Source organism: Pseudomonas sp. H1_G08 (assembly GCF_054681355.1).
In genome coordinates this window covers 3205179-3229509 of sequence record NZ_CP162822.1, presented here as the reverse complement: position 1 = coordinate 3229509, position 24331 = coordinate 3205179, and the positions used below count along the sequence as shown (strand labels likewise).

Sequence of the window (24331 nt, the reverse complement as noted above, 5' to 3'; positions counted from 1 at the left end):
CAAGTGATAGGGAGAAAGGCATGAAACTGTTGGTCGTCGAAGACGAGGCGCTGTTGCGTCATCACCTGCAAACCCGTCTGACGGAAAGCGGTCACGTGGTCGAGTCCGTGGCCAATGCCGAGGAGGCGCTGTACCAGACCGGCCAGTACAACTTCGATCTGGCGGTGATCGATCTCGGCCTGCCAGGCATGGGCGGGCTCGACCTGATCCGCCAGTTGCGCTCGGGCGGCAAGACCTTCCCGATCCTGATCCTCACCGCGCGCGGCAACTGGCAGGACAAGGTCGAAGGCCTCGCCGCCGGTGCCGACGATTACGTGGTCAAGCCGTTCCAGTTCGAAGAACTCGACGCACGCCTGAACGCATTGCTGCGCCGCTCCAGCGGCTTCACCCAGTCGACCATCGTCGCCGGGCCGTTGCTGCTCGACCTCAATCGCAAACAGGCCAGCCTCGATGAACAACCGCTGGCGCTGACTGCTTACGAATACCGCATCCTCGAATACCTCATGCGCCATCATCAGCAAGTGGTGCCCAAGGATCGCTTGATGGAGCAGCTCTATCCGGACGATGACGAGCGCGATCCGAATGTCATCGAAGTGCTGGTCGGCCGTTTGCGCCGCAAGCTCGAAGGCCCGGCCGGGTTCAAACCGATCGACACCGTGCGCGGCCTCGGTTACCTGTTCAATGAGCGCTGCACTTGATCCGTTCCCTTCGCGTTCGCTTGATGCTCGCCGCCACCACGTTGGCGGTGTTGTTCATGCTTGCCTTGCTGCCGGCGATGCAGGGTGCCTTCAGCCTTGCCTTGCAGGACTCGATCGAGCAACGTCTGGCCTCCGACGTCACCACATTGATTTCCGCCGCACGGGTGGAAAACGGTCGGCTGGTGATGCCGTCGCAATTGCCCGACGAACGCTTCAACCTCACCGATTTCCGTTTGCTCGGCTATATCTACGACCGCGACGGCAAGTTGGTGTGGCGTTCGAAAGCCACCCAGGAAGAACAGATCAACTACAAACCGCGCTACGACGGCCTCGGCAATGAGTTCGCGCGGATCCGTGAAGCCAGCGGTCAGGAATTTTTTGTCTACGACGTCGAAGTCAAATTGCTCGGCGGCAAAAGCGCAGCGTTCAGCATCGTCGCTCTGCAACCGGTACGTGAATACGAAACCACCCTGGAAGGCCTGCGCGAAAATCTCTATCTGGGCTTCGGTGCGGCATTGCTGGTCTTGCTGGCGCTGCTATGGATCGGCCTGACCTGGGGCCTCAAGGCGCTGCGCCGATTGAGCCAGGAACTCGACGAAATCGAAGGCGGTACTCGCGAAAGCCTGACGGAAAAACACCCGCGTGAACTGCTGCGCCTGACCGGCTCGCTCAACCGCTTGCTGCTCAGCGAGCGCCAGCAACGCAGCCGCTACCGCGACTCCCTCGACGACCTCGCCCACAGTCTGAAAACCCCGCTGGCGGTACTGCAAGGTGTCAGCGAAGACATGGCCCAGCGCCCCGAAGACCGCGATCAGGCGTGGGTTCTGCAAAGTCAGATTGAACGCATGAGCCAGCAGATCAGCTACCAACTGCAACGGGCCAGCCTGCGCAAAAGCGGCCTGGTGCGCCATCAGGTGCGCCTGCAACCGGTGCTCAAAAGCCTCTGCGATACGCTGGACAAGGTCTACCGCGACAAACACGTGCGCGTGACCTTTGATCTGCCCGAGCACTGTTACGTGCCGATCGAGCAGGGCGCCTTGCTGGAAATGCTCGGCAACCTGCTGGAAAACGCCTATCGCCTGTGCCTCGGCGAAGTGCGGGTCAGCGTGCGCGAATCACTGGCCGGAATCGAGTTGTGTGTCGAGGATGATGGCCCGGGTGTTCCACTCGATCAGCGTGCGCGGATTCTCGAACGCGGCGAACGCCTGGATGCCCAACATCCGGGGCAGGGCATCGGGCTGGCGGTGGTCAAGGACATCATCGAAAGCTACAACGCCCGTTTGGCCTTGGGTGATTCACCGATGGGCGGGGCGGCGTTCAGGATTGATTTTCCTGCGGTGTGATTGCGAGCTGCCCTCACCCTAACCCTCTCCCAGAGGTAGAGGGGACTGACCGAAGTGTCTTTGGAAAATTATCGACCTGAGCGATTTGCAGCGAATATGGATTCAATAGAGAGCTTGCAGGTCGGCGTATTTCTCAAGCATCCCCCAATCAGTCCCCTCTCCCTCCGGGAGAGGGTTAGGGTGAGGGGCTTTTGATTTAGCGCCTCATTGCTCCTGCGCCCGATAAGCCCCCGGTGTCAGCCCCGTCCATTTCTTGAACGCCCGATGAAACGCCGAAGGCTCAGAGAACCCGAGCTGCTCGGCAATCTGTTGCAACGACAGCTCCGCGCGGCCCAGATGGTAGATGGCGATATCCCGCCGCAGCTGATCCTTGAGCTCCTGAAAACTGCTGCCTTCCTCGCGCAAGTGCCGGCGCAAGGTTTGCGGACTGATATGCAGATGCGCCGCAACCGCTTCCAGATCAGGCCAGTGCGCAGCGTCGCGACTGAGCAAGCGGCGCAGACGGCTGCTCAGGCTGTCGCCGTCGTCCGGGCGCGAGAGCAGGTCGGCGGGGGAGCGTTCGAGAAAATGTTTGAGCGTGCGTTCGTCCTGCAACAGCGGCATGGCGAGATAGCGACTGTGAAACAGCAGACTGCTCTGCTCGGCATCAAAGGTCAGCGGGCAGGGGAACAGCAGGTCGTATTCGCTGCCGTGCTCGGGGCGCGAATAGCTGAAGGTTGCCTGCTCGAGGCGAATGCGCTGGCCGATCAGCCAACTGCCGAGGCGGTGCCAGATCACCAACAGACTCTCGCTGAGAAAATGATCCGGGTCCCACCACTGCGCGTCGTCCAGGCTCAAACGCACCCATTCGTCTTCGCGACGCAGGGTCAGGCGTGGGGCGTCGGGGAACAGGCTGTAAAACAACAAGCCACGTTGCAGAGCCTTCTCCAGGTTGCGGCAGTGAATCGAGGCGTGGCACATCATGGCGAAGCTGCCGGGCTTGCTCGGGGCGTTACCGAAACCCAGGTATTCGTCGTCCAGCGCCAGCCACAGCCCTTGAATCAGCCGGGTGAACTGCTCAGGGGCAATCCGCGCGCGGGGCTCGTCGAGCAACTCCGGGCTGATCCCCAGTTGCTGCAACAAGCCTGAATAATCCAGGCCGCGCCGGCGCGCACCGCCAAGGGCGGCACGGGCGAAATGGCTGGCGATGGTGCGTTCGCGCATAAGCGGCAATCCTTGTTCAGGCACCGATCGTAATGGCGGGCCGGCAACGCCACAAGGCGGATTTCCGCCAAATTGCAGGACGCTGAACGCTCAGTTGGCGGAAATCCGCCATGCCTCAAGTCGCTGATTGGTGACAGGGAACTCCCGCAGGCCCTGATATCAAAAGGCTTGCTGCCATTCGCACCAATCTGGCACGACGTTTGCGATACAAGCCACAGAAGCGTGCATTCTCCGACCGGGAAAAATGCCGTTCCAACAACAAATCCCTCCAGTGCAGGAGGGTTCGCAATTAAGGTTCGGCGCTCGACAGATGGATGTTGCCGCTGGACGCTTGAGGAAACCTGCAATGACGACTCGTCAGCCACTGTACAAATCCCTGTATTTCCAGGTGATCGTTGCCATCGCCATCGGCATCCTGCTTGGTCACTTCTATCCGCAGACCGGTGTGGCCCTCAAGCCACTGGGTGACGGCTTCATCAAGCTGATCAAAATGGTCATCGCCCCGATCATCTTCTGTACTGTTGTCAGCGGCATCGCCGGCATGCAGAACATGAAATCGGTAGGCAAGACCGGCGGCTACGCGCTGCTGTACTTCGAAATCGTTTCCACCATTGCCCTGCTGATCGGTCTGATCGTGGTCAACGTTGTGCAACCGGGCGCCGGCATGCACATCGACGTCACCACCCTGGACGCCTCGAAAATCGCCACCTACGTGACGGCCAGTAAAGACCAGAGCATTGTCGGTTTCCTCCTCAATGTGATCCCGAACACCATCGTTGGCGCGTTCGCCACCGGTGACATCCTGCAAGTGCTGATGTTCTCGGTGATCTTCGGCTACGCCCTGCATCGCCTCGGCTCGTACGGCCGTCCGCTGCTGGACATGATCGATCGCTTCGCCCACGTGATGTTCAACATCATCAACATGATCATGAAACTGGCGCCACTGGGTGCGTTCGGTGCCATGGCGTTCACCATCGGTGCCTACGGTGTCGGCTCGCTGGTGCAACTGGGCCAGTTGATGATCTGCTTCTACATCACCTGCGTCCTGTTCGTCGTGCTGGTGCTGGGTGCGATCTGCCGTGCTCACGGTTTCAGCGTGTTCAAACTGGTGCGTTACATCCGTGAAGAGCTGTTGATCGTACTGGGTACGTCCTCGTCGGAATCGGCACTGCCACGCATGCTGATCAAGATGGAGCGTCTGGGCGCGAAGAAATCCGTCGTGGGTCTGGTGATCCCGACCGGTTACTCGTTCAACCTCGACGGTACTTCGATCTACCTGACCATGGCCGCCGTGTTCATCGCTCAGGCGACTGACACGCACATGGACATCACCCACCAGATCACTCTGCTGCTGGTGCTGCTGCTGTCCTCCAAAGGCGCGGCAGGTGTAACCGGTTCGGGCTTCATCGTTCTGGCCGCGACGCTGTCGGCGGTTGGTCACCTGCCGGTTGCCGGTCTGGCGCTGATCCTCGGTATCGACCGTTTCATGTCTGAAGCCCGCGCCCTGACCAACCTGGTCGGTAACGCTGTAGCGACCATCGTCGTGGCCAAGTGGGTCAAGGAGCTGGACACCGATCAACTGCAGACCGAGCTGGCTTCCGGCGGTCGCGGTATCTCCGATGAGCGTGAAGAAGACGACCTGGGTGTGGCTGAAGGCCCAACCCCGAGCAATGTGAAGTAAGCATCGCTTGCACAGAAAAACCCGCTTCGGCGGGTTTTTTTTTGCCCGGAATTTGAGCGCAACGGTCACACCTGCTGACATTTGCGGTGATTGCCGCATCGCCGATGGCTGCCTAGGCTGAGTACATCGCCCAAGGAGTTCGCCCATGTCTGCACCGCTGGCCTCACTGAAGATTCTCGATTTCTCCACCTTGCTGCCGGGGCCGTTCGCCTCGTTGCTGCTTGCGGACATGGGCGCCGAGGTGCTGCGCATCGAATCGCCGACGCGTATGGATCTGCTGCGGGTGCTGCCGCCGCATGATGGCGGGGTCTCGGCCAGCCACGCTTATCTGAACCGCAACAAGCGCAGTCTGGCGCTGGACCTGAAACAGCCCGAAGCGCTGCAGATCATCAAGCAACTGCTGGGCGAGTACGACATCGTCCTCGAGCAGTTTCGCCCCGGGGTGATGGAGCGTCTGGGCCTGGGTTATGAAGCGTTGAAAGCGATCAATCCAAAGCTGATTTATGTGTCGATCAGCGGTTACGGCCAGACCGGGCCGTACAAGGAGCGCGCCGGGCATGACATCAACTATCTGGCGCTGGCCGGGCTGGCTAGCTACACCGGTCGCGCCGACAGCGGGCCGTTGCCGCTGGGCATGCAGGTGGCAGACGTGGCGGGCGGCTCGCTACACGGCGTGATCGGCTTGCTGGCAGCGGTGATTGCCCGTCAGCAAACCGGGCAGGGCACCCATCTGGATGTGAGCATGACCGACTGCGCGTTCAGCCTGAACGCCATGGCCGGCGCTGGCTATCTGGCCTGCGGCGCGGAACCGGGCCGCGAAGATCAGATGCTCAATGGCGGCAGCTTTTACGATTATTACCGCACCCGGGATGGGCGCTGGATGTCGGTGGGCAGTCTGGAGCCGGCCTTCATGCAGCAATTGTGCACGGCGCTGGGCCGGCCGGAGCTGGCGGCGCAAGGGTTGTCGCCCAGGCCCGAGCAACAACAAGCCTTGAAAGAGGCGTTGCGCATCGAATTCGAGCGGCACGATTTTGCAGAACTGTGTGAATTGTTCGCCGGGGTCGATGCCTGTGTCGAGCCGGTACTGAGTCTGGGCGAGGCGTTGCGCCATCCGCAGTTACAGGCGCGGGAGCTGGTGACCCAGGTGCCGCGCGGCGATGGTACGACGCAGGCGCAGATGGCCTGTCCGTTGAAATTCTCTCAAGCATTGCCGGCGCCAAGACATGTTGGCGCGGGGTTGGGGCAGCATACGGACGAGGTGTTGGGGGAGTTAGGGTTGAGTGCTGAGCGGATCGCCGAGTTGCGTTCGGCCAGGGTGATTCTGTAGCGCTCATGCCGCCGCCTTCGCGAGCAGGCTCGCTCCCACATTGAAATGCATTCCCCTGTGGGAGCGAGCCTGCTCGCGAAGGGGCCCGCCGATACTCTACAAAACTGTCATTCCACCCGCATTTCACCACTGAACACCAGCGTACTGCGGCAGCGCCGGCACAGATACCGCCGCCCTTGCCGCACCAGGCCATGGCGCTGGGCGGTAAACGGGAAATCACTGTCGGGGCACGGGCATTTGTAGATATAGCGGGTCACGCTGCGCCGCTTGATTTCATAGGTGTGGCAGCGGTCCGGCGGCAGTTCGTAGACGCCGCGCATGATCAGTTGCCACTCCTCGCCATGGGGCTGGATGCGGTCGCCGAACAGTTGATGAGCGATCAGGTGGGCGACTTCGTGGGCCACGGTCTGCTTGAGGAAGTGTTCGGTGTTTTCCCGGTACAGCTGCGGGTTGAAGCGCAGCAGGTTCTCGTGCAGATGCGCGACACCGGCTTTCTGCCCGCGCAGCTTGAGACTGACCACGGGGCGTTTGAAGGAACGTTTGAAAAAGGATTCAGCGAGTTGGTAACAATCTTCGACGCGGGTATTGAGTTGCTCGGGCATGCTTGATGGATCTCCAGAGACGCCGAGTATGCCGCAACCCCGGCGACTTGCGAATCGCCGACCTGCCGAATGGTCGTCGCCCCAACGAGAAGGCCGCCTTGCGGCGGCCTGTATTGGCAGATGTTGTTTTTCTCAGGGAGGAAACAGGTCAGTTGGTATAGACCGGGCCGACACCCAGGCCCCAGACAATCACGGTGAACGCCATGATCGCCACCAGCACCACCAGCCCAACCGCGAGCACCGAGCTGGAAAACAGAAAGCCTTCATCCGAAGGGATGTTCATGAACGTCGGCAAGCCGACATACAAAAGATAGACCGTGTAGCAGATGGCCGCCGTACCGACGATCATCCCCAGCCACATGTGCGGATACAGCGCCGCCAGGCCGCCGACGAACAACGGTGTCGCCGTGTAAGTGGCGAATGCCACGCAACGGGCCAGGCTTGGATTGGCGTCATAGGTGCGCGCCATCCAGTGCACGAAGGCGCCCATCACCGCGACCCCGCCGAGCATCGCCAGGTACGACATGATGGTCATCCACAGAGCGCTTTCAAACGTGAGCATTACCGGCGCGCGGTTGCCGATCACCCAGCCGACCTGGGTCGTGCCGATGAACGCCGAGACAGCGGGGATCGCCGCCAGAATCAGCGTATGCGTCAGGTACATGTGGCTGATGCTTTCCTCTTGGTCGCCACGGATCTCCTTCCATTCCTGATCGGGGTGGGTAAACAGTCCCACTACGTGATGGATCATGCCATTCACTCCTCTTGTCATTGCCATCGCCCCCCAACGGAGCGCCTACGGGCCAAGATGGCCGAGCAAATACAGGTCTTCAGATGTGTGCGACCTTATGTCGCAGTATAGAAAGGACTCCAACGCACCGGTATGCCGGGCTTAGAGCAAATCGCGCTGTAAACGGGATGGATAATCGCCTCGGGGTCTTGCGCGGGAAGGCATTTTTGGGGTTGAAACACTTTTTGTGGCGAGGGGATTTATCCCCGTTCGGCTGCGCAGCAGTCGCCAGCCCATTCAGCGCGCAGTGTCAGGCATTACGAGTTCCCAGGTTTTGGGGCTGCTTCGCAACCCAGCGGGGATAATTCCCCTCGCCACAGATGCTTCGCGCTACCAGGGTTTTTGCGTAAAATGCCGGCCTTTCGTCACACCTCACGGATTTCGCGTCATGGGCACTCTTACGGTCAACCAGAACAAACTGCAAAAGCGCCTGCGCCGCCTGGCCGGCGAAGCGGTCGCCGATTTCAACATGATCGAAGATGGCGACAAGGTCATGGTCTGCCTGTCCGGGGGCAAGGACAGCTACACCATGCTCGACGTGCTGATGCACCTGCAGAAGGTTGCACCGATCAAGTTCGACATCGTCGCGGTGAACATGGACCAGAAACAGCCGGGCTTTCCCGAGCACGTGCTGCCGGCCTACCTGAAAGAACTGGGCATCGAGTACCACATCGTCGAGAAGGACACTTACTCGGTGGTCAAGGAACTGGTGCCGGAAGGCAAGACCACCTGCTCGCTGTGCTCGCGTTTGCGTCGCGGCACCCTGTACACCTTTGCTGACGAAATCGGCGCGACGAAAATGGCCCTCGGTCATCACCGCGACGACATCGTCGAAACGTTCTTCCTCAACATGTTCTTCAACGGCACCCTCAAAGCGATGCCGCCGAAGCTGCGCGCCGACGATGGCCGCAACGTGGTGATTCGCCCGCTGGCTTACTGCAACGAGAAGGACATTCAGGCCTACTCGGACTTGAAGCAATTCCCGATCATCCCGTGCAACCTTTGCGGCTCGCAGGAAAACCTGCAGCGCCAGGTGGTCAAGGAAATGCTTCAGGACTGGGATCGCAAGACCCCGGGCCGTACCGAATCGATTTTCCGCAGCCTGCAGAACGTGGTGCCATCGCAACTGGCCGACCGCAATCTGTTCGACTTCACCAGCCTGAAGATCGACGAAACCGCGGCTTCGCGTTTCGTCAATGTCGTCAATCTGTAAGCACAACCTGTAGAAGCGAGCCCTGTGGTTGAGGGGACAGCTTCTGCATGGGTTATTCATTTCCAAACCTCAGGAGAGGGCATGCGCGATTACAAGTGGCTGCACGAATACTGTCTGAACCGTTTCGGTTCGGCGGCTGAACTGGAAGCCCATCTGCCCGTTCCCAAGACCCCCACGCAACTGCGCAAGATCCGCGATGACCGCTATCTCTCGACCATGGCCTTGCGGGTTTTTCGCGCCGGGCTCAAGCACAGCCTGGTCGACGCCAAGTGGCCGGCGTTCGAAGAAGTGTTCTTCAAGTTCGATCCGGAAAAAGTCGTGCTGATGAGCGCCGAGCACCTTGAGCGGCTGATGCAGGATGCGCGGATCATCCGCCATCTGGGCAAGCTGAAAAGTGTGCCGCGCAATGCGCAGTTCATTCTCGATGTGGAAAAGGACAAGGGCAGCTTCGGCGCATTGATCGCCGACTGGCCGGTGACCGATATCGTCGGCCTGTGGACGTACCTGAAAAAGCACGGCCACCAACTTGGCGGGCTGTCGGCGCCACGCTTTTTGCGCATGGTCGGCAAGGACACGTTCGTGCCGAGCTACGACGTGGTCGCGGCGCTGAATGCGCAGAAGATCGTCGACAAAGTGCCGACCAGCCAGCGCGATCTGGCGACGGTGCAGAACGCGTTCAACCAATGGCACGAACAGAGCGGCGGACGGCCGATGAGCCAGATTTCGATGATGCTCGCCTATACCGTCAACCATTAAAACCGCGTCGCTGCATTCGCGAGCAGGCTCGCTCCCACCTCTGGAATGCATTCCCTGTGGGAGCGAGCCTGCTCGCGAAAGCGGTTGGTCAGGCGACGCTGATCTCGCCTTCGCCAGCCAATTTGCGATTCAACTGATAGCGCCAGCGCACATACAGCAGCGCCGAGCAGAACACCGCCAGGCTTGCGGCCATTTCCAGCAGGCCGAACAACTGCCGGTTGGGGTCGTACGCCGCCAGGGCGCCTTTGATGAAGTACAGGTTCACCACAAAGCACATCCACGAATGGCCACGGGCGCTGCCCATGATCATCGCCGGGGCGAGGACCAGCCACGGGATCAGCTCGACCAGCAGAATCACCCAAGGCCGCGCGCCATGCAGGTCGGCGAACAGCAGGTAATAAGCCGCCAGCAAGCCGGCGAGGGCGAAAAAGCTCAGCAGGCTGAGCACGCGCATCGCCTTCACCCGTGGCTCAAGCCACTCTATCGAGGGCAGGACTTTCGGCTTCTTCGCCATCAGCCCACCAGCTTCTGTGCGGTTTTCGCCAGGCGCAGACCAAGTGCGCGACACAGCGCCACTTCGTGCTGATCAAGACCGTTCTTGCCGTCGGCACCGGCGTGATGGCTGGCCCCGTAAGGCGTGCCGCCACCTTCGGTTTCGAGCAGGGCCGATTCGCTGTAGGGCAGGCCGGTGATCAACATGCCGTGATGCAACAGCGGCAACATCATCGACAGCAGCGTGGTTTCCTGACCGCCGTGCAGGCTGGCGGTGGAGGTGAACACGCCGGCCGGTTTGCCGACCAGCGCGCCGGTCAGCCAGAGGTTGCTGGTGCCGTCGAGGAAGTACTTGAGCGGCGCGGCCATGTTGCCGAAACGCGTCGGACTGCCCAAGGCGAGGCCGGCGCAGTTCTTCAGATCATCGAGGCTGGCGTAGAGCGCGCCTTCAGCGGGAATCTCCGCCGCTACCGCTTCGCATTCGGTGGAAATCGCCGGCACTGTGCGCAGACGCGCTTCCATTCCGGCCTGCTCGATGCCACGGGCGATTTGCCGGGCCATCTCGTTGGTCGAACCGTTGCGGCTGTAATAGAGAACCAGAATGTACGGCGTGCTCATGGCAACAACTCCAGCACGTTTTCCGGTGGGCGACCGATGACGGCTTTGTCGCCTGCTTCAAGAATCGGCCGCTCCATGAGTTTCGGGTGCGTGGCGATGGCGTCGATCAGCTGCTGCTCGCTGAGGCTGGCGTCGGCCAGGTTCAGGGTTTTGTATTCGTCTTCACCGCTGCGCAGCAGCTGTCGCGCGCTGATCCCGAGCTTGCCGAGCAGGGCCTTGATCTGCGCGGCGCTGAGCGGCGTTTCCAGGTAGCGCACGACATTCGGATGCAAGCCGCGGGCTTCGAGCAGTTCCAGCGCGCCGCGGGATTTCGAGCAGCGCGGATTGTGATAAAGCGTCAGATCGGTCATGGCGGGTCGCTTCTGGCGTAAAGTGGCGGCTATTCTAACTGTGCGGCGCGCAATCCAGAACCGTCAGAGGCGATGGGTCGCAGGCGCTTTCGAATTTTCACAAGGAACACGACATGACACGGCGATTGGCAGCGGCATTGACGATAATCGGGGCGTTGATGCTGGGGGGCTGCGGTAATGATTACGGCATCGACCAGAACGGCCAGAAGGTAGCGTCCGAACGTCTGGACAAGCAGTGGGTGGTGCTCAATTACTGGGCCGAATGGTGTGGCCCGTGCCGCACGGAAATTCCCGAGCTGAATCATTTGGCTGATGAGCTCAAGAGCAAGAATGTCGGGGTGTTCGGGGTCAATTTCGACAACGTGCAGGGCGCGGAGCTGAAAGAGGCGAGCGAGAAACTCGGCATCAAGTTCACCGTGCTGGCGCAGGATCCGGCCGAGCTGTTCGACCTGCCGCGCAGTGAGGCGCTGCCGGTGACGTTCATCATTGATGACAAGGGCAAGGTGCGTGAGCAGTTGCTGGGTGAGCAGACGGCGGCGGGGGTGATGGCGAAGCTGGAGGCGTTGCAGGCTACGAAGTAAACCGCCAGAAGCCCCTCACCCCAGCCCTCTCCCGGGGGGAGAGGGGGCCGACCGAGGTGTCTTTCGTCGTACATCGACCTGAGACACCGAGTTGATTATGGTCCCGTCAGACAGGATCCAGTCGATTATGGATTCGGCGAAGAATTACCACGTCGACATAACTCTTCAATATCCCCCTATCAGTCCCCTCTCCCTCTGGGAGAGGGCTAGGGTGAGGGCCTTGGCGATCCAGGGCGGATCAACCCTCTTCCAGCCACCAGCGCAACGGTTTGCCTTGAGCCGGCCAGAAGCGTATCTGCTCGATGGGCGAAATGTCCCAGCGCTCGACTTTTTCCAGCGCCTGCAAGAACCGTTGTTCCTGCTCCATCAGCGCCGGGGCGCAGAGCTTGCGGGTCTTGCCGATCTTGCCGAAGCTCAGCTTGTCGCCGTCCTGCGTGTACGGCGCGAACCAATGATTACAGCCGCCGTTGCCGTAGGCGCGGCCGTCATCGCCGAGGGTCACGGTCAAATGGCTGTAATCCATCAGTGGCCGCTCGCCGATCCATTCCAGAATGTAGCTGCGGTTGTGCTGCAGTTGTACCGGCTCTGCGGCGCAACCAGCCAGGCCGACACCGATCAGTGCGGTCAGGGCGAGGCGTTTCATCATGCAGGCTCCTGGCATTTCGGGCACAGGTGCTTGTCGCCAGCGGTTTTCCAGCCGAGCTCGGCGATGCGCGCAGTGGCGGCGGGTTTCTCGGCGGTTTTGCCGAGTTTGGCATCCACGGCGAATTCGAAACTCAGCTCTTTCGCGCAGCTGTCGCAGTTGACCTGCCAGGTGTGAATGGCCAGTTCGCCAAACACCGGGCCTGTGGTCATTGCGGTCCATTGGCCTGGCGGATTGATCAAGTGGCGGACCGTGTCGACGGTCAGGCGCATGGACAAATCCTTGCTGCCTTTGAGGGTGACCAACAGGGCATCGCCGATGCGGATCGAGCCACCGTTACCGGTCACCTGATAGCGGCCCGGAACGAGGGCGCGGCATTCGGTGAGGGTGTGTTGCGGGTTCATCAGGGTGTAGCGGAAATCGTGTTCGACCATGGGTCCTCCAAATATGCGCGACATGCTAGCACGGGCTCGATTGCAGAATGATGCACGCGTGCGACCTTCGATCCGGTTCAAATGCGCCGACAGTCATGGCACACTGCCGGCCCCCGAATCTGAAGGAACGGAACATGGCGCTGATCGAATGTTATGAATGCAAGCGGAGCATCAGTTCCGAAGCGCTGGTGTGCATTCACTGCGGCGCGCCGATGGCCGAGCACGCCGCCATGCAGGCGCAATCGACGGCGGCACCGGTGCAAGCCGCGACGATTTCCTTCGGCAGCCTGCCACGCAACAAGGCAGTGCCCGAGGCGGTTGCGCCGCCAGTGTCCGAGCCTTTACCCAAAGTGATGCCGGCAGCAGCAGGGCGTCGCCGTCGTCAGCAGGCCGCAGAACAGGCCCGCGAGGAGCAGCAACCGCTCAACGCCGATGGCAGCCGCCCGGTGGAGGGCTGGCTGAAAATCATGGTGTTTCTGCTACCGGCGTTTTTCGTCTGGTTCCTGCTGCGCAACGGCCATTCGAGCAAGCAGCGCCTGCTCGGTTTCGGCTGGCTGGGCTTGCTGATCCTGGCGTCTTCGCTGTCCAAGTAAGCGCTTCAACCCTCGACCTGGTTCTGCGGCGCACCTGCCGCCCAGGTCGCGATGTTGTGCAGGGTGGTCGCGGCAATCGCGCCCAATGCTTCGCGGGTCAGAAACGCCTGATGCGCGGTGATGATCACGTTGGGAAACGTCAGCAGACGCGCCAGCACATCGTCCTGCAACGGCAGGTCGGAGCGATCCTCGAAAAACAGCTGCGCCTCTTCCTCGTAAACATCCAGCCCCAGATACCCGAGTTGACCGTCCTTGAGCGCGTCGATCAGCGCCGGCGTGTCCACCAGCCCGCCACGCCCGGTGTTGATCAGCATCGCCCCCGCCTGCATGTGCGCCAGTGAGTCGCGATTGATCAGGTGCTTGCTCTGCTCGTTGAGCGGGCAATGCAGGCTGATGATCCGCGACTGCGCGAGCAATTCCGGCAGGCTCAGATAACGTGCGCCCAAGGCCAGCACCTCGGGATTGGGATACGGATCGTAGGCCAGCAATTCACAGCCGAAGCCGTGCATGATTTTCGCGAAGGTCGCACCAATCTGCCCAGTGCCGACGATGCCGACGGTTTTGCCGACCAGATCGAAACCGGTCAGGCCATGCAGGCTGAAATCGCCTTCGCGGGTGCGGTTGTAGGCACGGTGCAAGCGACGATTGAGGGCGAGGATCAGCGCCACCGCATGCTCGGCCACGGCATGCGGCGAGTAGGCCGGCACGCGAACCACGGCCAGGCCAAGGCGTTTCGCCGCAGGCAGGTCGACATGGTTGTAACCGGCCGAACGCAGGGCAATCAGCCGCGTGCCGCCAGCCGCGAGGCGTTCGAGCACCGGGGCGCTGAGGTCGTCATTGATGAACGCGCAGACCACCTCGTGCTGCTCGGCCAACGCCGCCGTATCGAGGCTCAGTCGCGCCGCTTGAAAATGCAATTCGAGCCCGGCCGGGCAGTCGGCGCCGAGAAAGCTGTCGCGATCGTAGGTCTGACTGCTGTAAAAAATTGTGCGCATGAATCCTCCTGGAACATCGACGCGGGCCGCAATGGCCCGCGACAACTGTAGCGCTTTGCGCGTGCAGCGCCTTGCCGTGGATCAGGCGCTGATGCGCGCCTGCGCTGCGAGTCGATTGATCGAGCGCTCCAGTTCATCCAGCGCGGCGGCGGCTTTCGGATCGTCCTGCTTGAGCAGGGTTTCGCTGCGCTGGCAGGCGGCGCGCAGTTGCGGCACGCCGCAATAACGGGTGGCGCCGTGCAAACGGTGCACGCGTTCAAGCAGGGCATTATGGTCGTGGCTGTCCCGCGCGGCGCGAATCGCTTCGCGGTCGGCTTCCAGCGAGGCCAGCAGCATGGCGAGCATGTCTGCCGCCAGATCCGCTTTGCCCGCCGCCAGACGCAAGCCTTCTTCGTGATCGAGCACTGGCAGTTCCTGCTGATTCGCCGCGCTGTCGCCGCTGCGCTCCGGTGCCTGATTGCGCAGGGCCAGTCCGGTCCACTTCAACACCACCTGCGCCAGTTGCCGCTCGCTGATCGGTTTGGTCAGGTAGTCGTCCATGCCGCTTTGCAGCAGCGCGCGTTTTTCGTTGGCCATGGCGTGGGCAGTGAGGGCGACGATCGGCAGCGGCGTGCAATGCCGCTCGCTTTCCCACTGGCGAATGGTTTCGGTGGTCTGGCGACCGTCCATGCCCGGCATCTGCACGTCCATCAGCACCAGATCGAAAGATTCGCTCTGCACGGCTTTGACGGCCGCGTAACCGCTTTCCACCGCGAGCACTCGAGCGCCCATGTCTTCGAGCAGGGTCTGCACCAGCAACAGATTGGCCGGGTTGTCGTCGACACACAGCACGCGCGGCGCACGGCTGGACAGCGGCTCGCCCGGTTCGCTGCGGGTCTGGCGCGGATTGACCAGATCGGACAACGCTCGGCGCAGCTTGCGGGTACACGCCGGTTTGGCTTGGAGCTGGCTGTGCGGGTTGGGCACCGACAGATGAAACAGCGTCTGTTCGGTGGTCGGGCACAGCACCAGCACTTTGCAGCCCAGATGTTCAAGGTCCCAGATGTGCTGGTTCAAGCGTTCCGGGAGCATGTCGTTGCTGGTGATGCCGATCACCGCCAGATCGATCGCCTGATCGGTCTGATGCGCGCCGGTAACGCCATTGCTCAGGCTTTCCAGGGTATTGAACGGCGTAACTTGCAGTCCGCAGTCTTCCAGCTGATGTTGCAAGGCCTGACGCGCCAGTTCGTGATTTTCCAGCACCGCCACGCGGCGTCCGAGTAATGGCGCGGCGGGCAGGTCTTCGGCGTCGTCGCGAGTCTTGGGCAGGCTCAGGCTGATCCAGAATTCCGAACCTTCGCCCGGCGTGCTGTCGACGCCGATCTCGCCGCCCATCTGTTCGATCAGACGCTTGGAAATCACCAGCCCCAAGCCGGTGCCGCCGGGTTGACGCGACAGCGAATTGTCGGCCTGACTGAAAGCCTGGAACAGCGCGCGCACATCCTGATTCGACAGGCCGATGCCGGTGTCCTGAATGCTGATGCGCAGTTGCACGCTGTCTTCGTGTTCGTCTTCGAGCATCGCCCGGGCGACGATGGTGCCTTCGCGGGTGAACTTGATCGCATTGCTCACCAGGTTGGTGAGAATCTGCTTCAGGCGCAGCGGATCGCCGACCAGCGACAGCGGCGTGTCGCGATAGACCAGACTGACCAGCTCGAGCTGCTTGGCATGCGCGGCCGGGGCGAGAATGGTCAGGGTGTCTTGCAGCAGGTCGCGCAGGTTGAACGGAATGTGATCGAGCACCAGTTTGCCGGCCTCGATCTTCGAGAAGTCGAGAATCTCGTTGATGATTCCCAACAGGCTGTCGGCAGACTTTTCGATGGTGCCCAGATAGTCGAGCTGGCGCGGGGTCAGTTCGCTTTTCTGCAACAGGTGAGTGAAGCCGAGAATGCCGTTCAGCGGCGTGCGGATCTCGTGGCTCATGTTGGCGAGGAATTCGGATTTGATCCGACTGGCTTCCAGCGCTTCTTTGCGTGCCAAGTCCAGTTCGATGTTCTGGATCTCGATGGTTTCCAGATTCTGCCGCACGTCTTCGGTGGCCTGATCGACGCTGTGCTGCAATTCTTCGCGAGCATTCTGCAGGGTGCCGGCCATGCGGTTGATGCCCGAGGCCAGTTCGTCCAGTTCCTGGCTGCCGAGCGGCGGCAAGCGGGTTTCCAGATGACCGTCCTTGAGTTGGGCGACTGCTTGTTTGATCTGGCTCAGCGGACGGTTGATGGTGCGGCCCATGCGCAACGCGAGGAGGGCGGCGCCGGCAAGTCCGGCGGCGATCAGCAGCAGGCTGGCGAACAGGCTGCGATAGCCGCGCAGCAACATGCCGTTGTGCGACAGCTCCAGCTCGACCCAGCCGAGCAGGCGTTCGGATTCTTCGGGAATGATTTCACCGGCGAGGTTGCGGTGCTTGCCGAACACCGGCATCAGGTAGCGCGTCGCGTCATTGCCGCTGCGTCGTTGCAACAGCGCGCTGTCGCCGCTTGGTGCCTGATTGAGCATGGTCGGGCCGGCGTGGGCCAGTGGCGAGCGGTCCGCCGCGAGGAAGGTCACCGCGCGCACGTCGGGTTGTTCAAGGGACTGGGTGGCGATGCGTTCGAGCAGATCGGCGTCGCCGTGACCCATCGCCGGCGCCACCAGCGGCGCCAGTTGCTCGGCGATCATTTCGCCGCGCTGCATCAATTGGCTGTGCAGGTCGGTCTGCTGCGTCCAGGTGAAATAGCCACCCAGCACCAGCGCCATCAGGCTGGTCGGCAACAAGGTCAGCAACAGCACGCGACCTTTGATTCCCAGTTTCTTGAGCACGCCTATCTCCCGCATCCCGCTGATCTGTTGACACATGCGTGCATCCGGCACGCGACATGGGCGCAGTGTAGCGATTTGCAGGCGGGCAATCTTGCGGAAAATGCAGCGCCGCCGACGCACTCGTTCGTCCGACAGGCCAAGCTTGTGTTGCCCGCTGTCGGACAATCTTGAATAATCCGCCAACTGAGAATTACTTGCAGATACTCATGACTCCTGTTTCCGTTGGCCAGCCACGCATCCTTTCCATTGAAGACGACCCGGTCCTCGGCGCGTATGTGCACGAGCATCTGGGCCGCAGCGGTTTTCAGGTGACCTGGTGCCAGAACGGCCAGGAAGGTCTGAACATCGCCCAGCGTCAGCCTTTCGACGTGGTGCTGATGGATATTCTGCTGCCGGGGCTCGATGGTCTGCAGTTGTTGACGCAATTGCGGCAGAGCCATTCGACGCCGGTGCTGCTGATGTCGGCGCTGGGTGCCGAGGCCGATCGCATCAGCGGTTTCCGCCTCGGTGCCGATGACTATCTGCCCAAGCCGTTCAGCATGGCCGAGTTGCATGTGCGCATCGAAGCGATCCTGCGCCGGGTGGCGCTGGATCGGCGCCCGCCTGCGGTTACCGCTGCGGTGGTCAGCGGCACCCTGCGTTTCGATGACGAACACTGCGACGTGTTCTTCGGCGAGCAAGCGGCCGGGTTGACCCGCAGCGAATTCCGTCTGCTGGAAACCCTGCACCGCAACAACGAGGAGGTGCTGAGCAAAGCCTTCCTTTATCAGCATGTCCTGCAACGCGGCTTTGCGGCGCATGACCGCAGCCTCGACATGCACATCAGCCAGATCCGCCGCAAACTCAAAGCCATCGGTTACACCGAGCGCGAAGTGCGCACGGTGTGGGGCAAGGGCTATGTCTTGAGTGGCGCCGATGAAACTGTCTGAGCTGCCGGGGCGGCATTCGCTGTTCTGGAAACTGGCGTGCCTGCTGGTGGCGTTCTGTCTGCTGATGATCTGGCTGAGCTGGTCGTGGGGCCGCTACATGGAGGAGCGCAATCAGTTCCTCTCCAGTGACGCCCGCAGCACCCTCAGCCGTTACGCCGCGCAAGCCGAACAGGCGTGGCAGCGCGGCGGGCGCAATGGCGTCGATGACTGGTTGCAGAGCATGGAATTGCGCGAGGCCAGTTGGGTCGGGGTGATCGGCGCTGATTTGCAGTCGCTGAGCAGCCAGCCGTTGAACGCCGCGGAGGTGCAGCACCTGACCTTCCTGCGCGGGCTCGACTGGCCGATCCACAAGAAGGGCCGACCTTGGCTGCGGGTGCCGTTCCCGCAGGATCCGGCCGCCGGCATTCTGGTCATCGAGTTGCCCGAGCGCTTTGTTCCGGGCAAGTACCGGGTGTTCTGGCGGGTGATCACCAACGGCGTGATTCCCGGGCTGTTCACCCTGTTGCTCTGTGTCGGCCTGTATCGCCTGCTGGTGGTGCCGCTGAACAACCTGCGCGAACAGGCCAACGCCTGGCGCGCCGACCAGTTGAATGTGCGCCTGTCGAGCGGCATCACCCAGCGCCCGGATGAACTCGGTGAACTGGCGCGGGCCTTCGATTCCATGTCCGAGCGCCTGCAAAGCACAGTCGCCCTGCAGCAGCAGTTGTTGCGCGACCTTTCTCACGAACTGCGCACGCCGCTGAGCCGCCTGCGCGTGGCCAGCGAAAGCGAACAGGGCCTGGCGCAATTGCGCGAGCGCATCGGCCGCGAAGTCGACGGCATGCAGCGGCTGGTCGAAGACACCCTGCAACTGGCCTGGCTCGACACCGACCGCTCGCCGTTACCAAATGAAGCGATCCAGATTCAGGCACTGTGGGAAATGCTCACCGACAACGCCTGTTATGAAAGCGGCTGGCCGAGCCTGCAATTGCAATGCTCGGTCGAAGCTTCGTGTTGGGTGCGCGGCAACCTCAATACCCTCGCGCAAGCGCTGGAAAACATCCTGCGCAACGCCATTCGTCACTCGCCCGAGGGCGGCATCGTGCGTCTCGATGCACGGCGTGATGGCGAGTATTGGCATTTGTGGCTGGAGGATCAGGGCGGCGGCGTGGCTGACGAAGATCTGCAGCGGATCTTTTCGCCGTTCATTCGATTGGACGGATCGAGACCCGGGGATGGTGGCTTCGGATTGGGATTGAGCATTGCGCGTAATGCGGTGCAGCGCCAGGGCGGGTTGCTCTGGGCGCAAAACACCGGGGCGGGGCTGCGGTTGAATTTGCGCTTGTTGGCGGATGATGGCGTCGCCCATGCGGACGCCTTCGCGAGCAGGCTCGCTCCCACAATGGCTGTGCATTCACCGCAGATCGCATAAGCAAAATTCATCCCCTGTGGGAGCGAGCCTGCTCGCGAATTCAAGCATCACCACAAGAACTGAGTGTTACTCAAATAAAAGTCGCACCACTGGCGCGACTTTTATTTGCTTATTCCCATAAACCATAAGCACCGCACTTTGCGTGATATGGCCTGCGCGGGTTTGCCGGTATGATAGGCGCCCCCGCACGTCTGGATTGCGAATACGCCATGACCCTGCAGTACCCAACCATCGCCGATTGCGTCGGCAACACGCCGCTGGTGCGTTTGCAGCGCCTGCCCGGCGCCACCAGCAACACCCTTTTGCTCAAGCTCGAAGGGAACAACCCGGCGGGTTCGGTCAAGGACCGCCCGGCGTTGTCGATGATCACTCGCGCCGAGTTGCGCGGGCAGATCAATCCCGGCGATACGCTGATCGAGGCGACCTCTGGCAATACCGGTATCGCTCTGGCGATGGCCGCTGCGATCAAGGGTTACAAGATGATCCTGATCATGCCGGACAACTCCAGCGCCGAGCGTAAAGCGGCGATGACTGCTTATGGCGCCGAGCTGATTCTGGTGACTCAGGAAGAGGGCATGGAAGGCGCCCGTGATCTGGCCCAGCGTATGGAAGCCGAAGGCCGTGGCAAGGTGCTCGACCAGTTCGCCAATGGCGACAACCCCGAAGCGCACTACACCACCACTGGCCCGGAAATCTGGCGTCAGACCCAGGGCAGCATCACCCATTTCGTCAGTTCGATGGGCACCACCGGCACCATCATGGGCGTGTCGCGCTACCTCAAAGAGCAGAGCGACAGCGTGCAGATCGTCGGTCTGCAACCGATGGAAGGCTCGGCCATTCCCGGCATCCGCCGCTGGCCGCAGGAATACCTGCCGAAGATCTATCAGGCTGACCGCGTCGATCGCATCGTCGACATGGCGCAAAGCGAAGCCGAAGACGTGACCCGGCGCCTGGCCCGCGAAGAAGGCATCTTCTGCGGCGTGTCCTCGGGCGGTGCGGTGGCAGCGATGCTGCGCCTGTCCAGAGAAGTTGAAAACGCGGTGATCGTCGCGATCATCTGCGACCGTGGCGACCGTTACCTGTCGACCGGCATTTTCGACGCGCCGAACTGATGGCCAAACACGAGAGAGGCCTGCGCTTCCAGCCCACCGGCGGGAGCAAGGCGCCACAGATCCCGACCGGCAAAAAGCAGCGCTTGAACATCGAGCGCCTGGCCAATGACGGTCGCGGTATCGCGTTTTTCGAAGGCAAAACCTGGTTCGTCCTCGGCGCCCTTGCCGGTGAAGAGGTCGAAGCACGGGTGCTCGGCGCCCACGGCAAAGTGGTCGAGGCTCGTACCGAGCGCGTGTTCACGGCCAGCGAATTGCGGCGCCCGGCAGCATGCCCACACTTCGGCCGCTGTGGCGGTTGCAGCGTTCAGCACTTGCCCCACGCTGAACAACTCGCCCTGAAACAGCGCATGCTCGCCGAGCAATTGTCGCGGGTGGCCGGTGTCGAACCTGAAGAGTGGGCGGCGCCGCTGAGCGGCCCGGAATTCGGCTACCGTCGGCGCGCGCGCATCGCCGTGCGCTGGGACATGAAGGCAAAAAAACTCGAAGTGGGTTTCCGCGCTGCCGGCAGTCAGGACATCGTCGCGATCAGCGAATGCCCGGTGCTGGTACAGCCTTTGCAACCGATCATGACCCGCTTGCCAGAGATGCTGCGGCGCTTGAGCAAACCGCAGGCGCTGGGCCATGTCGAGTTGTTCAGCGGCTCATCTCTGGCGCTATTGCTGCGGCACATGGCGCCGTTGTCCGAAGCGGATCTGACCATTCTCAAGGATTTCTGCCAGTTCCATGAAGCGCAGTTGTGGCTGCATGGCGAAGGTGAACCGCAACCGGTCGAAGCCGGTCAGAGCCTCGGCTATCGCCTGGAACAGTGGGATCTCGAGCTGGCGTACCGGCCGGGTGACTTCGTTCAGGTCAACGCCGGGGTCAACGAAGCGATGATCGCTCAGGCTCTGGACTGGCTTAAACCGACGGCTGAAGAACGCGTGCTCGACCTGTTTTGCGGGTTGGGAAATTTTGCGCTACCGCTGGCCAAAAGCGTCCGTGAAGTGGTGGCGGTGGAGGGTGTGCAGACCATGGTCGAGCGTGCCGCTGCAAATGCCATCAGTAACAATTTGCATAACACAAAGTTTTTTCAAGCCGATTTATCCCAGCCTTTGACCGATGCCCAGTGGATCGGAAACGGCTTTTCTGCGGTACTCTTGGACCCACCGCGTGACGGTGCTTTCGAGGTGGTGCGCAAGCTCGCGACCCTGGGTGCCAAACGGTTGGTATATGTGTCGTGCAATCCGGCCACGCTGGCGCGCGACACGCAGGAATTGATTAAGCAGGGCTACCGGTTAAAACGTGCCGGGATTCTCGATATGTTTCCTCAGACGGCACATGTCGAGGCCATGGCGTTATTTGAAGCGAGCCAGGACGGCTCGTCTGAATCCGTCTGATCTGTCCGCGCAGCGCTCGCCGGAGCCCCGCGAGCGCGAACGGACACTGAGGATCAGCGATTTGACGCATTGAATCTGCGTCGTAGGGAAGGTAAAGCAGCATGGTACAGGTGAGAGCACACCAGCCGATCAACACCGACGGCAGTATCAATCTCGAGGCCTGGCTCGATCACGCGGTCAGTGTCGATCTGGCACTGGATCGCGAGGCCTTGAAAGAAGCCTGCGAGTTCGCTCGCGAGGCCGAACAGCAGTCCAATGCGAAGAAGAATCTGTGGGCCGAAGGCTCCGGCAGTTTCAGCACTGGCCTTGAGATCGCCGAGATCCTCGCCGACCTCAAGCTCGACCAGGATTCGCTGGTCGCAGCCGTTTTGTATCGCGGCGTGCGCGAAGGCCAGATCGAGCTGGCGGCCATCGGCCAGCGCTTCGGTCCGGTGGTGGCCAAGCTGATCGACGGCGTGCAGCGCATGGCGGCCATCAGCGCCAGCCTCAGCCCACGGCAATCGATGGTCATGGGCACCCAAGGGCAGGTCGAGAACCTGCGCAAGATGCTCGTGGCGATGGTCGATGACGTGCGCGTTGCGCTGATCAAACTGGCCGAACGCACCTGCGCCATCCGTGCGGTGAAAACCGCTGACGATGAAAAGCGCAACCGCGTCGCTCGCGAAGTCTTCGACATCTATGCGCCACTGGCGCATCGCCTCGGCATCGGTCACATCAAATGGGAACTGGAGGACTTGTCCTTCCGTTATCTGGAACCCGATCAATACAAACAGATCGCCAAGTTGCTCCACGAGCGGCGGCTGGATCGCGAGCGCTTCATCAGCGACGTGATGACCCAGCTCAAGGACGAACTGCAGGCCACTGGTGTCGATGCCGACATCAGCGGCCGGGCGAAACACATCTACTCGATCTGGCGCAAAATGCAGCGCAAGGGTCTGGAATTCAGCCAGATCTATGACGTTCGCGCCGTGCGCGTACTGGTGCCGGAAATGCGCGACTGCTACACCGCGCTCGGTATCGTCCACACCCTGTGGCGCCACATCCCGAAAGAATTCGACGACTACATCGCCAACCCGAAAGAGAACGGCTACCGCTCGCTGCACACGGCGGTGATCGGCCCGGAAGGCAAGGTCCTCGAGGTGCAGATCCGCACCCATTCCATGCACGAAGAAGCCGAGCTCGGCGTCTGCGCGCACTGGCGCTACAAGGGCACCGACGTCAAATCCGGCTCGAACCATTACGAAGAGAAAATTTCCTGGTTGCGTCAGGTGCTCGAATGGCATGAAGAGCTGGGTGATATTGGCGGTCTGGCCGAACAGTTGCGCGTCGATATCGAGCCCGATCGGGTTTACATCTTCACTCCCGACGGACACGCCATCGACTTGCCGAAAGGCGCGACGCCGCTGGATTTCGCCTATCGGGTGCACACCGAAATCGGCCACAACTGCCGGGGCGCGAAGATCAACGGCCGTATCGTGCCGTTGAACTACAGCCTGCAGACCGGCGAGCAGGTCGAGATCATCACCAGCAAGCACGGCACGCCGAGCCGCGACTGGCTGAACCCGAACCTCGGTTACGTCACCACCTCGCGGGCGCGGGCGAAGATTGTTCACTGGTTCAAGCTGCAGGCTCGCGATCAGAACGTTGCGGCCGGTAAAACCCTGATCGAGCGCGAACTCAATCGCCTCGGCCTGCCGGCGGTGGATTTCGACAAGCTGGCCGAAAAGGCCAACATGAAAACCGCCGAAGACATGTTCGCCGCCCTCGGTGCAGGCGACCTGCGTCAGGCGCATCTGGTCAACCTTGCGCAGCAACTGGTCGAACCGGAGCGCGGCAACGAACAACTGGAACTGATCCCGCGCAAGGCGACCGGTTACAAGCCGGGCAAGCGCGGCGATATCCAGATCCAGGGCGTCGGCAACCTGATGACGCAGATGGCCGGCTGCTGCCAGCCGCTGCCGGGCGATGCGATTGTCGGTTACATCACCCAGGGCCGTGGTGTGAGCATTCACCGCCAGGACTGCGCCTCGGTGCTGCAACTGGGCGGGCGCGAGCCGGAGCGGATCATCCAGGTCAGCTGGGGGCCGGTGCCGGTGCTCACCTATCCGGTGGACATCATCATTCGCGCCTACGACCGTTCCGGGCTGCTGCGTGACGTCTCGCAGGTGCTGCTCAACGAGCGCATCAACGTGCTGGCGGTCAACACCCGCTCGAACAAGGAAGACAACACCGCGCTGATGTCGCTGACCATCGAGATCCCCGGTCTGGATGCGCTGGGGCGGTTGCTGGGGCGGATTTCGCAATTGCCGAACATCATCGAAACGCGGCGTAACCGTACCCCGTGATGCA

The 24331-nt window shown here is 61.5% G+C and carries 23 protein-coding genes; 13 read left to right on the top strand and 10 right to left on the bottom strand.

Annotation, left to right across the window (positions count from 1 at the left end):
- Nucleotides 1–20 precede the first annotated feature (20 nt).
- Both AB4N85_RS14650 and AB4N85_RS14645 read left to right on the top strand, forming a co-directional pair.
- Nucleotides 21–698 carry a response regulator transcription factor gene (locus tag AB4N85_RS14650; RefSeq protein WP_016773623.1) on the top strand — a complete coding sequence of 226 codons (678 nt, stop codon included), beginning with the start codon at nucleotides 21–23 and terminating at the stop codon, nucleotides 696–698.
- A complete protein-coding gene (locus AB4N85_RS14645; protein ID WP_150743501.1) occupies nucleotides 695–2041 on the top strand; it encodes an ATP-binding protein in 1347 nt (448 codons plus the stop codon). Before AB4N85_RS14650 ends, AB4N85_RS14645 begins: the two co-directional genes overlap by 4 nt.
- A 204-nt stretch (nucleotides 2042–2245) precedes the next feature.
- On the opposite strand, the gene AB4N85_RS14640 is transcribed toward AB4N85_RS14645, so the two are convergent.
- Nucleotides 2246–3244 carry an AraC family transcriptional regulator gene (locus tag AB4N85_RS14640; protein ID WP_252868113.1) on the bottom strand — a complete coding sequence of 333 codons (999 nt, stop codon included), beginning with the start codon at nucleotides 3242–3244 and terminating at the stop codon, nucleotides 2246–2248.
- 346 nt (nucleotides 3245–3590) lie between these two features.
- Between AB4N85_RS14640 and AB4N85_RS14635 the strand changes: the two genes are divergently transcribed.
- Both AB4N85_RS14635 and AB4N85_RS14630 read left to right on the top strand, forming a co-directional pair.
- Nucleotides 3591–4925 (top strand): dicarboxylate/amino acid:cation symporter, encoded by a 1335-nt coding sequence (locus AB4N85_RS14635; protein ID WP_122707473.1) that lies wholly within the window; start codon nucleotides 3591–3593, stop codon nucleotides 4923–4925.
- Between the two features lie 145 nt (nucleotides 4926–5070).
- The gene (locus tag AB4N85_RS14630; protein ID WP_252868112.1) at nucleotides 5071–6252 is read left to right on the top strand and encodes a CaiB/BaiF CoA transferase family protein; all 1182 of its coding nucleotides are present in this window, start codon (nucleotides 5071–5073) and stop codon (nucleotides 6250–6252) included.
- 107 nt (nucleotides 6253–6359) lie between these two features.
- On the opposite strand, the gene AB4N85_RS14625 is transcribed toward AB4N85_RS14630, so the two are convergent.
- Nucleotides 6360–6854 carry a SprT family zinc-dependent metalloprotease gene (locus AB4N85_RS14625; protein ID WP_024013976.1) on the bottom strand — a complete coding sequence of 165 codons (495 nt, stop codon included), beginning with the start codon at nucleotides 6852–6854 and terminating at the stop codon, nucleotides 6360–6362.
- 148 nt (nucleotides 6855–7002) lie between these two features.
- On the bottom strand, nucleotides 7003–7605 hold the full coding sequence (locus AB4N85_RS14620) for a Yip1 family protein (protein WP_016773629.1): 603 nt from the start codon (nucleotides 7603–7605) through the stop codon (nucleotides 7003–7005).
- Nucleotides 7606–8032: 427 nt separating this feature from the next.
- Between AB4N85_RS14620 and ttcA the strand changes: the two genes are divergently transcribed.
- Both ttcA and AB4N85_RS14610 read left to right on the top strand, forming a co-directional pair.
- Nucleotides 8033–8857, top strand: coding sequence for a tRNA 2-thiocytidine(32) synthetase TtcA (ttcA, locus tag AB4N85_RS14615; protein ID WP_024013975.1), 825 nt, complete (start codon nucleotides 8033–8035; stop codon nucleotides 8855–8857).
- An 81-nt stretch (nucleotides 8858–8938) separates the two neighbouring features.
- Nucleotides 8939–9613: a DNA-3-methyladenine glycosylase I gene (locus AB4N85_RS14610; protein WP_056788117.1), complete on the top strand. Its 675-nt coding sequence runs from the start codon at nucleotides 8939–8941 to the stop codon at nucleotides 9611–9613.
- 88 nt (nucleotides 9614–9701) lie between these two features.
- Here AB4N85_RS14610 and AB4N85_RS14605 read toward each other — a convergent pair whose 3' ends face one another.
- Genes AB4N85_RS14605 through arsC form a run of 3 tightly spaced genes read right to left on the bottom strand, consistent with a single transcriptional unit; the run spans nucleotide 9702 to nucleotide 11073 of the window.
- On the bottom strand, nucleotides 9702–10127 hold the full coding sequence (locus AB4N85_RS14605; protein WP_073472188.1) for a DUF2069 domain-containing protein: 426 nt from the start codon (nucleotides 10125–10127) through the stop codon (nucleotides 9702–9704).
- The gene (gene wrbA / locus AB4N85_RS14600; RefSeq protein WP_041479575.1) at nucleotides 10127–10723 is read right to left on the bottom strand and encodes an NAD(P)H:quinone oxidoreductase; all 597 of its coding nucleotides are present in this window, start codon (nucleotides 10721–10723) and stop codon (nucleotides 10127–10129) included. The genes AB4N85_RS14605 and wrbA overlap by 1 nt, the downstream gene beginning before the upstream one ends.
- Entirely contained in the window at nucleotides 10720–11073 is a 354-nt protein-coding gene (gene arsC, locus AB4N85_RS14595; RefSeq protein ID WP_056788121.1) for an arsenate reductase (glutaredoxin), read from the bottom strand. Before arsC ends, wrbA begins: the two co-directional genes overlap by 4 nt.
- A 113-nt stretch (nucleotides 11074–11186) precedes the next feature.
- Here arsC and AB4N85_RS14590 point away from each other — a divergent pair, with 113 nt between their 5' ends.
- The gene (locus AB4N85_RS14590; RefSeq protein ID WP_056788124.1) at nucleotides 11187–11654 is read left to right on the top strand and encodes a TlpA disulfide reductase family protein; all 468 of its coding nucleotides are present in this window, start codon (nucleotides 11187–11189) and stop codon (nucleotides 11652–11654) included.
- A gap of 238 nt (nucleotides 11655–11892) precedes the next feature.
- On the opposite strand, the gene AB4N85_RS14585 is transcribed toward AB4N85_RS14590, so the two are convergent.
- Together AB4N85_RS14585 and AB4N85_RS14580 are read right to left on the bottom strand one after the other, a co-directional pair.
- Complete coding sequence (locus AB4N85_RS14585; RefSeq protein WP_073472192.1) at nucleotides 11893–12297, bottom strand: META domain-containing protein; 405 nt, start codon at nucleotides 12295–12297, stop codon at nucleotides 11893–11895.
- Nucleotides 12297–12731: a hypothetical protein gene (locus AB4N85_RS14580; RefSeq protein ID WP_095181583.1), complete on the bottom strand. Its 435-nt coding sequence runs from the start codon at nucleotides 12729–12731 to the stop codon at nucleotides 12297–12299. The genes AB4N85_RS14585 and AB4N85_RS14580 overlap by 1 nt, the downstream gene beginning before the upstream one ends.
- A 134-nt stretch (nucleotides 12732–12865) precedes the next feature.
- On the opposite strand from AB4N85_RS14580, the gene AB4N85_RS14575 reads away from it, so the two are divergent.
- A complete protein-coding gene (locus tag AB4N85_RS14575) occupies nucleotides 12866–13324 on the top strand; it encodes a hypothetical protein (RefSeq protein WP_095181584.1) in 459 nt (152 codons plus the stop codon).
- Between the two features lie 5 nt (nucleotides 13325–13329).
- Here AB4N85_RS14575 and AB4N85_RS14570 read toward each other — a convergent pair whose 3' ends face one another.
- Both AB4N85_RS14570 and AB4N85_RS14565 read right to left on the bottom strand, forming a co-directional pair.
- Complete coding sequence (locus tag AB4N85_RS14570; protein WP_252868111.1) at nucleotides 13330–14319, bottom strand: 2-hydroxyacid dehydrogenase; 990 nt, start codon at nucleotides 14317–14319, stop codon at nucleotides 13330–13332.
- Between the two features lie 81 nt (nucleotides 14320–14400).
- The gene (locus tag AB4N85_RS14565) at nucleotides 14401–17154 is read right to left on the bottom strand and encodes a response regulator (protein WP_252869564.1); all 2754 of its coding nucleotides are present in this window, start codon (nucleotides 17152–17154) and stop codon (nucleotides 14401–14403) included.
- Between the two features lie 206 nt (nucleotides 17155–17360).
- Between AB4N85_RS14565 and AB4N85_RS14560 the strand changes: the two genes are divergently transcribed.
- The 5 genes from AB4N85_RS14560 to relA all read left to right on the top strand — a co-directional run bounded on the left by AB4N85_RS14560 (nucleotide 17361) and on the right by relA (nucleotide 24327).
- The gene (locus tag AB4N85_RS14560) at nucleotides 17361–18083 is read left to right on the top strand and encodes a response regulator transcription factor (RefSeq protein WP_056788132.1); all 723 of its coding nucleotides are present in this window, start codon (nucleotides 17361–17363) and stop codon (nucleotides 18081–18083) included.
- Nucleotides 18070–19494: a sensor histidine kinase gene (locus AB4N85_RS14555; RefSeq protein WP_252868110.1), complete on the top strand. Its 1425-nt coding sequence runs from the start codon at nucleotides 18070–18072 to the stop codon at nucleotides 19492–19494. The genes AB4N85_RS14560 and AB4N85_RS14555 overlap by 14 nt, the downstream gene beginning before the upstream one ends.
- A 209-nt stretch (nucleotides 19495–19703) precedes the next feature.
- Nucleotides 19704–20606 carry a cysteine synthase CysM gene (cysM, locus tag AB4N85_RS14550; protein WP_041479583.1) on the top strand — a complete coding sequence of 301 codons (903 nt, stop codon included), beginning with the start codon at nucleotides 19704–19706 and terminating at the stop codon, nucleotides 20604–20606.
- Entirely contained in the window at nucleotides 20606–21982 is a 1377-nt protein-coding gene (gene rlmD, locus AB4N85_RS14545) for a 23S rRNA (uracil(1939)-C(5))-methyltransferase RlmD (RefSeq protein WP_252868109.1), read from the top strand. The genes cysM and rlmD overlap by 1 nt, the downstream gene beginning before the upstream one ends.
- 101 nt (nucleotides 21983–22083) lie before the next feature.
- A complete protein-coding gene (relA, locus tag AB4N85_RS14540; protein ID WP_041479585.1) occupies nucleotides 22084–24327 on the top strand; it encodes a GTP diphosphokinase in 2244 nt (747 codons plus the stop codon).
- The last annotated feature ends 4 nt before the right edge of the window (nucleotides 24328–24331 follow it).

What these genes read in the sequence shown, in the direction of transcription:
- AB4N85_RS14575 (WP_095181584.1), top strand. Translation starts at nt 12,866, where the DNA reads ATGGCGCTGATCGAATGTTATGAATGCAAGCGGAGCATCAGTTCCGAA.
- AB4N85_RS14610 (WP_056788117.1), top strand. Translation starts at nt 8,939, where the DNA reads ATGCGCGATTACAAGTGGCTGCACGAATACTGTCTGAACCGTTTCGGT.
- AB4N85_RS14555 (WP_252868110.1), top strand. Translation starts at nt 18,070, where the DNA reads ATGAAACTGTCTGAGCTGCCGGGGCGGCATTCGCTGTTCTGGAAACTG.
- ttcA (WP_024013975.1), top strand. Translation starts at nt 8,033, where the DNA reads ATGGGCACTCTTACGGTCAACCAGAACAAACTGCAAAAGCGCCTGCGC.
- AB4N85_RS14585 (WP_073472192.1), bottom strand. Translation starts at nt 12,297, where the DNA reads ATGAAACGCCTCGCCCTGACCGCACTGATCGGTGTCGGCCTGGCTGGT.
- AB4N85_RS14580 (WP_095181583.1), bottom strand. Translation starts at nt 12,731, where the DNA reads ATGGTCGAACACGATTTCCGCTACACCCTGATGAACCCGCAACACACC.
- AB4N85_RS14635 (WP_122707473.1), top strand. Translation starts at nt 3,591, where the DNA reads ATGACGACTCGTCAGCCACTGTACAAATCCCTGTATTTCCAGGTGATC.
- AB4N85_RS14590 (WP_056788124.1), top strand. Translation starts at nt 11,187, where the DNA reads ATGACACGGCGATTGGCAGCGGCATTGACGATAATCGGGGCGTTGATG.
- rlmD (WP_252868109.1), top strand. Translation starts at nt 20,606, where the DNA reads ATGGCCAAACACGAGAGAGGCCTGCGCTTCCAGCCCACCGGCGGGAGC.
- AB4N85_RS14620 (WP_016773629.1), bottom strand. Translation starts at nt 7,605, where the DNA reads ATGATCCATCACGTAGTGGGACTGTTTACCCACCCCGATCAGGAATGG.
- AB4N85_RS14560 (WP_056788132.1), top strand. Translation starts at nt 17,361, where the DNA reads ATGACTCCTGTTTCCGTTGGCCAGCCACGCATCCTTTCCATTGAAGAC.
- AB4N85_RS14605 (WP_073472188.1), bottom strand. Translation starts at nt 10,127, where the DNA reads ATGGCGAAGAAGCCGAAAGTCCTGCCCTCGATAGAGTGGCTTGAGCCA.
- AB4N85_RS14630 (WP_252868112.1), top strand. Translation starts at nt 5,071, where the DNA reads ATGTCTGCACCGCTGGCCTCACTGAAGATTCTCGATTTCTCCACCTTG.
- AB4N85_RS14650 (WP_016773623.1), top strand. Translation starts at nt 21, where the DNA reads ATGAAACTGTTGGTCGTCGAAGACGAGGCGCTGTTGCGTCATCACCTG.
- AB4N85_RS14570 (WP_252868111.1), bottom strand. Translation starts at nt 14,319, where the DNA reads ATGCGCACAATTTTTTACAGCAGTCAGACCTACGATCGCGACAGCTTT.
- AB4N85_RS14625 (WP_024013976.1), bottom strand. Translation starts at nt 6,854, where the DNA reads ATGCCCGAGCAACTCAATACCCGCGTCGAAGATTGTTACCAACTCGCT.
- arsC (WP_056788121.1), bottom strand. Translation starts at nt 11,073, where the DNA reads ATGACCGATCTGACGCTTTATCACAATCCGCGCTGCTCGAAATCCCGC.
- wrbA (WP_041479575.1), bottom strand. Translation starts at nt 10,723, where the DNA reads ATGAGCACGCCGTACATTCTGGTTCTCTATTACAGCCGCAACGGTTCG.
- relA (WP_041479585.1), top strand. Translation starts at nt 22,084, where the DNA reads ATGGTACAGGTGAGAGCACACCAGCCGATCAACACCGACGGCAGTATC.
- AB4N85_RS14640 (WP_252868113.1), bottom strand. Translation starts at nt 3,244, where the DNA reads ATGCGCGAACGCACCATCGCCAGCCATTTCGCCCGTGCCGCCCTTGGC.
- cysM (WP_041479583.1), top strand. Translation starts at nt 19,704, where the DNA reads ATGACCCTGCAGTACCCAACCATCGCCGATTGCGTCGGCAACACGCCG.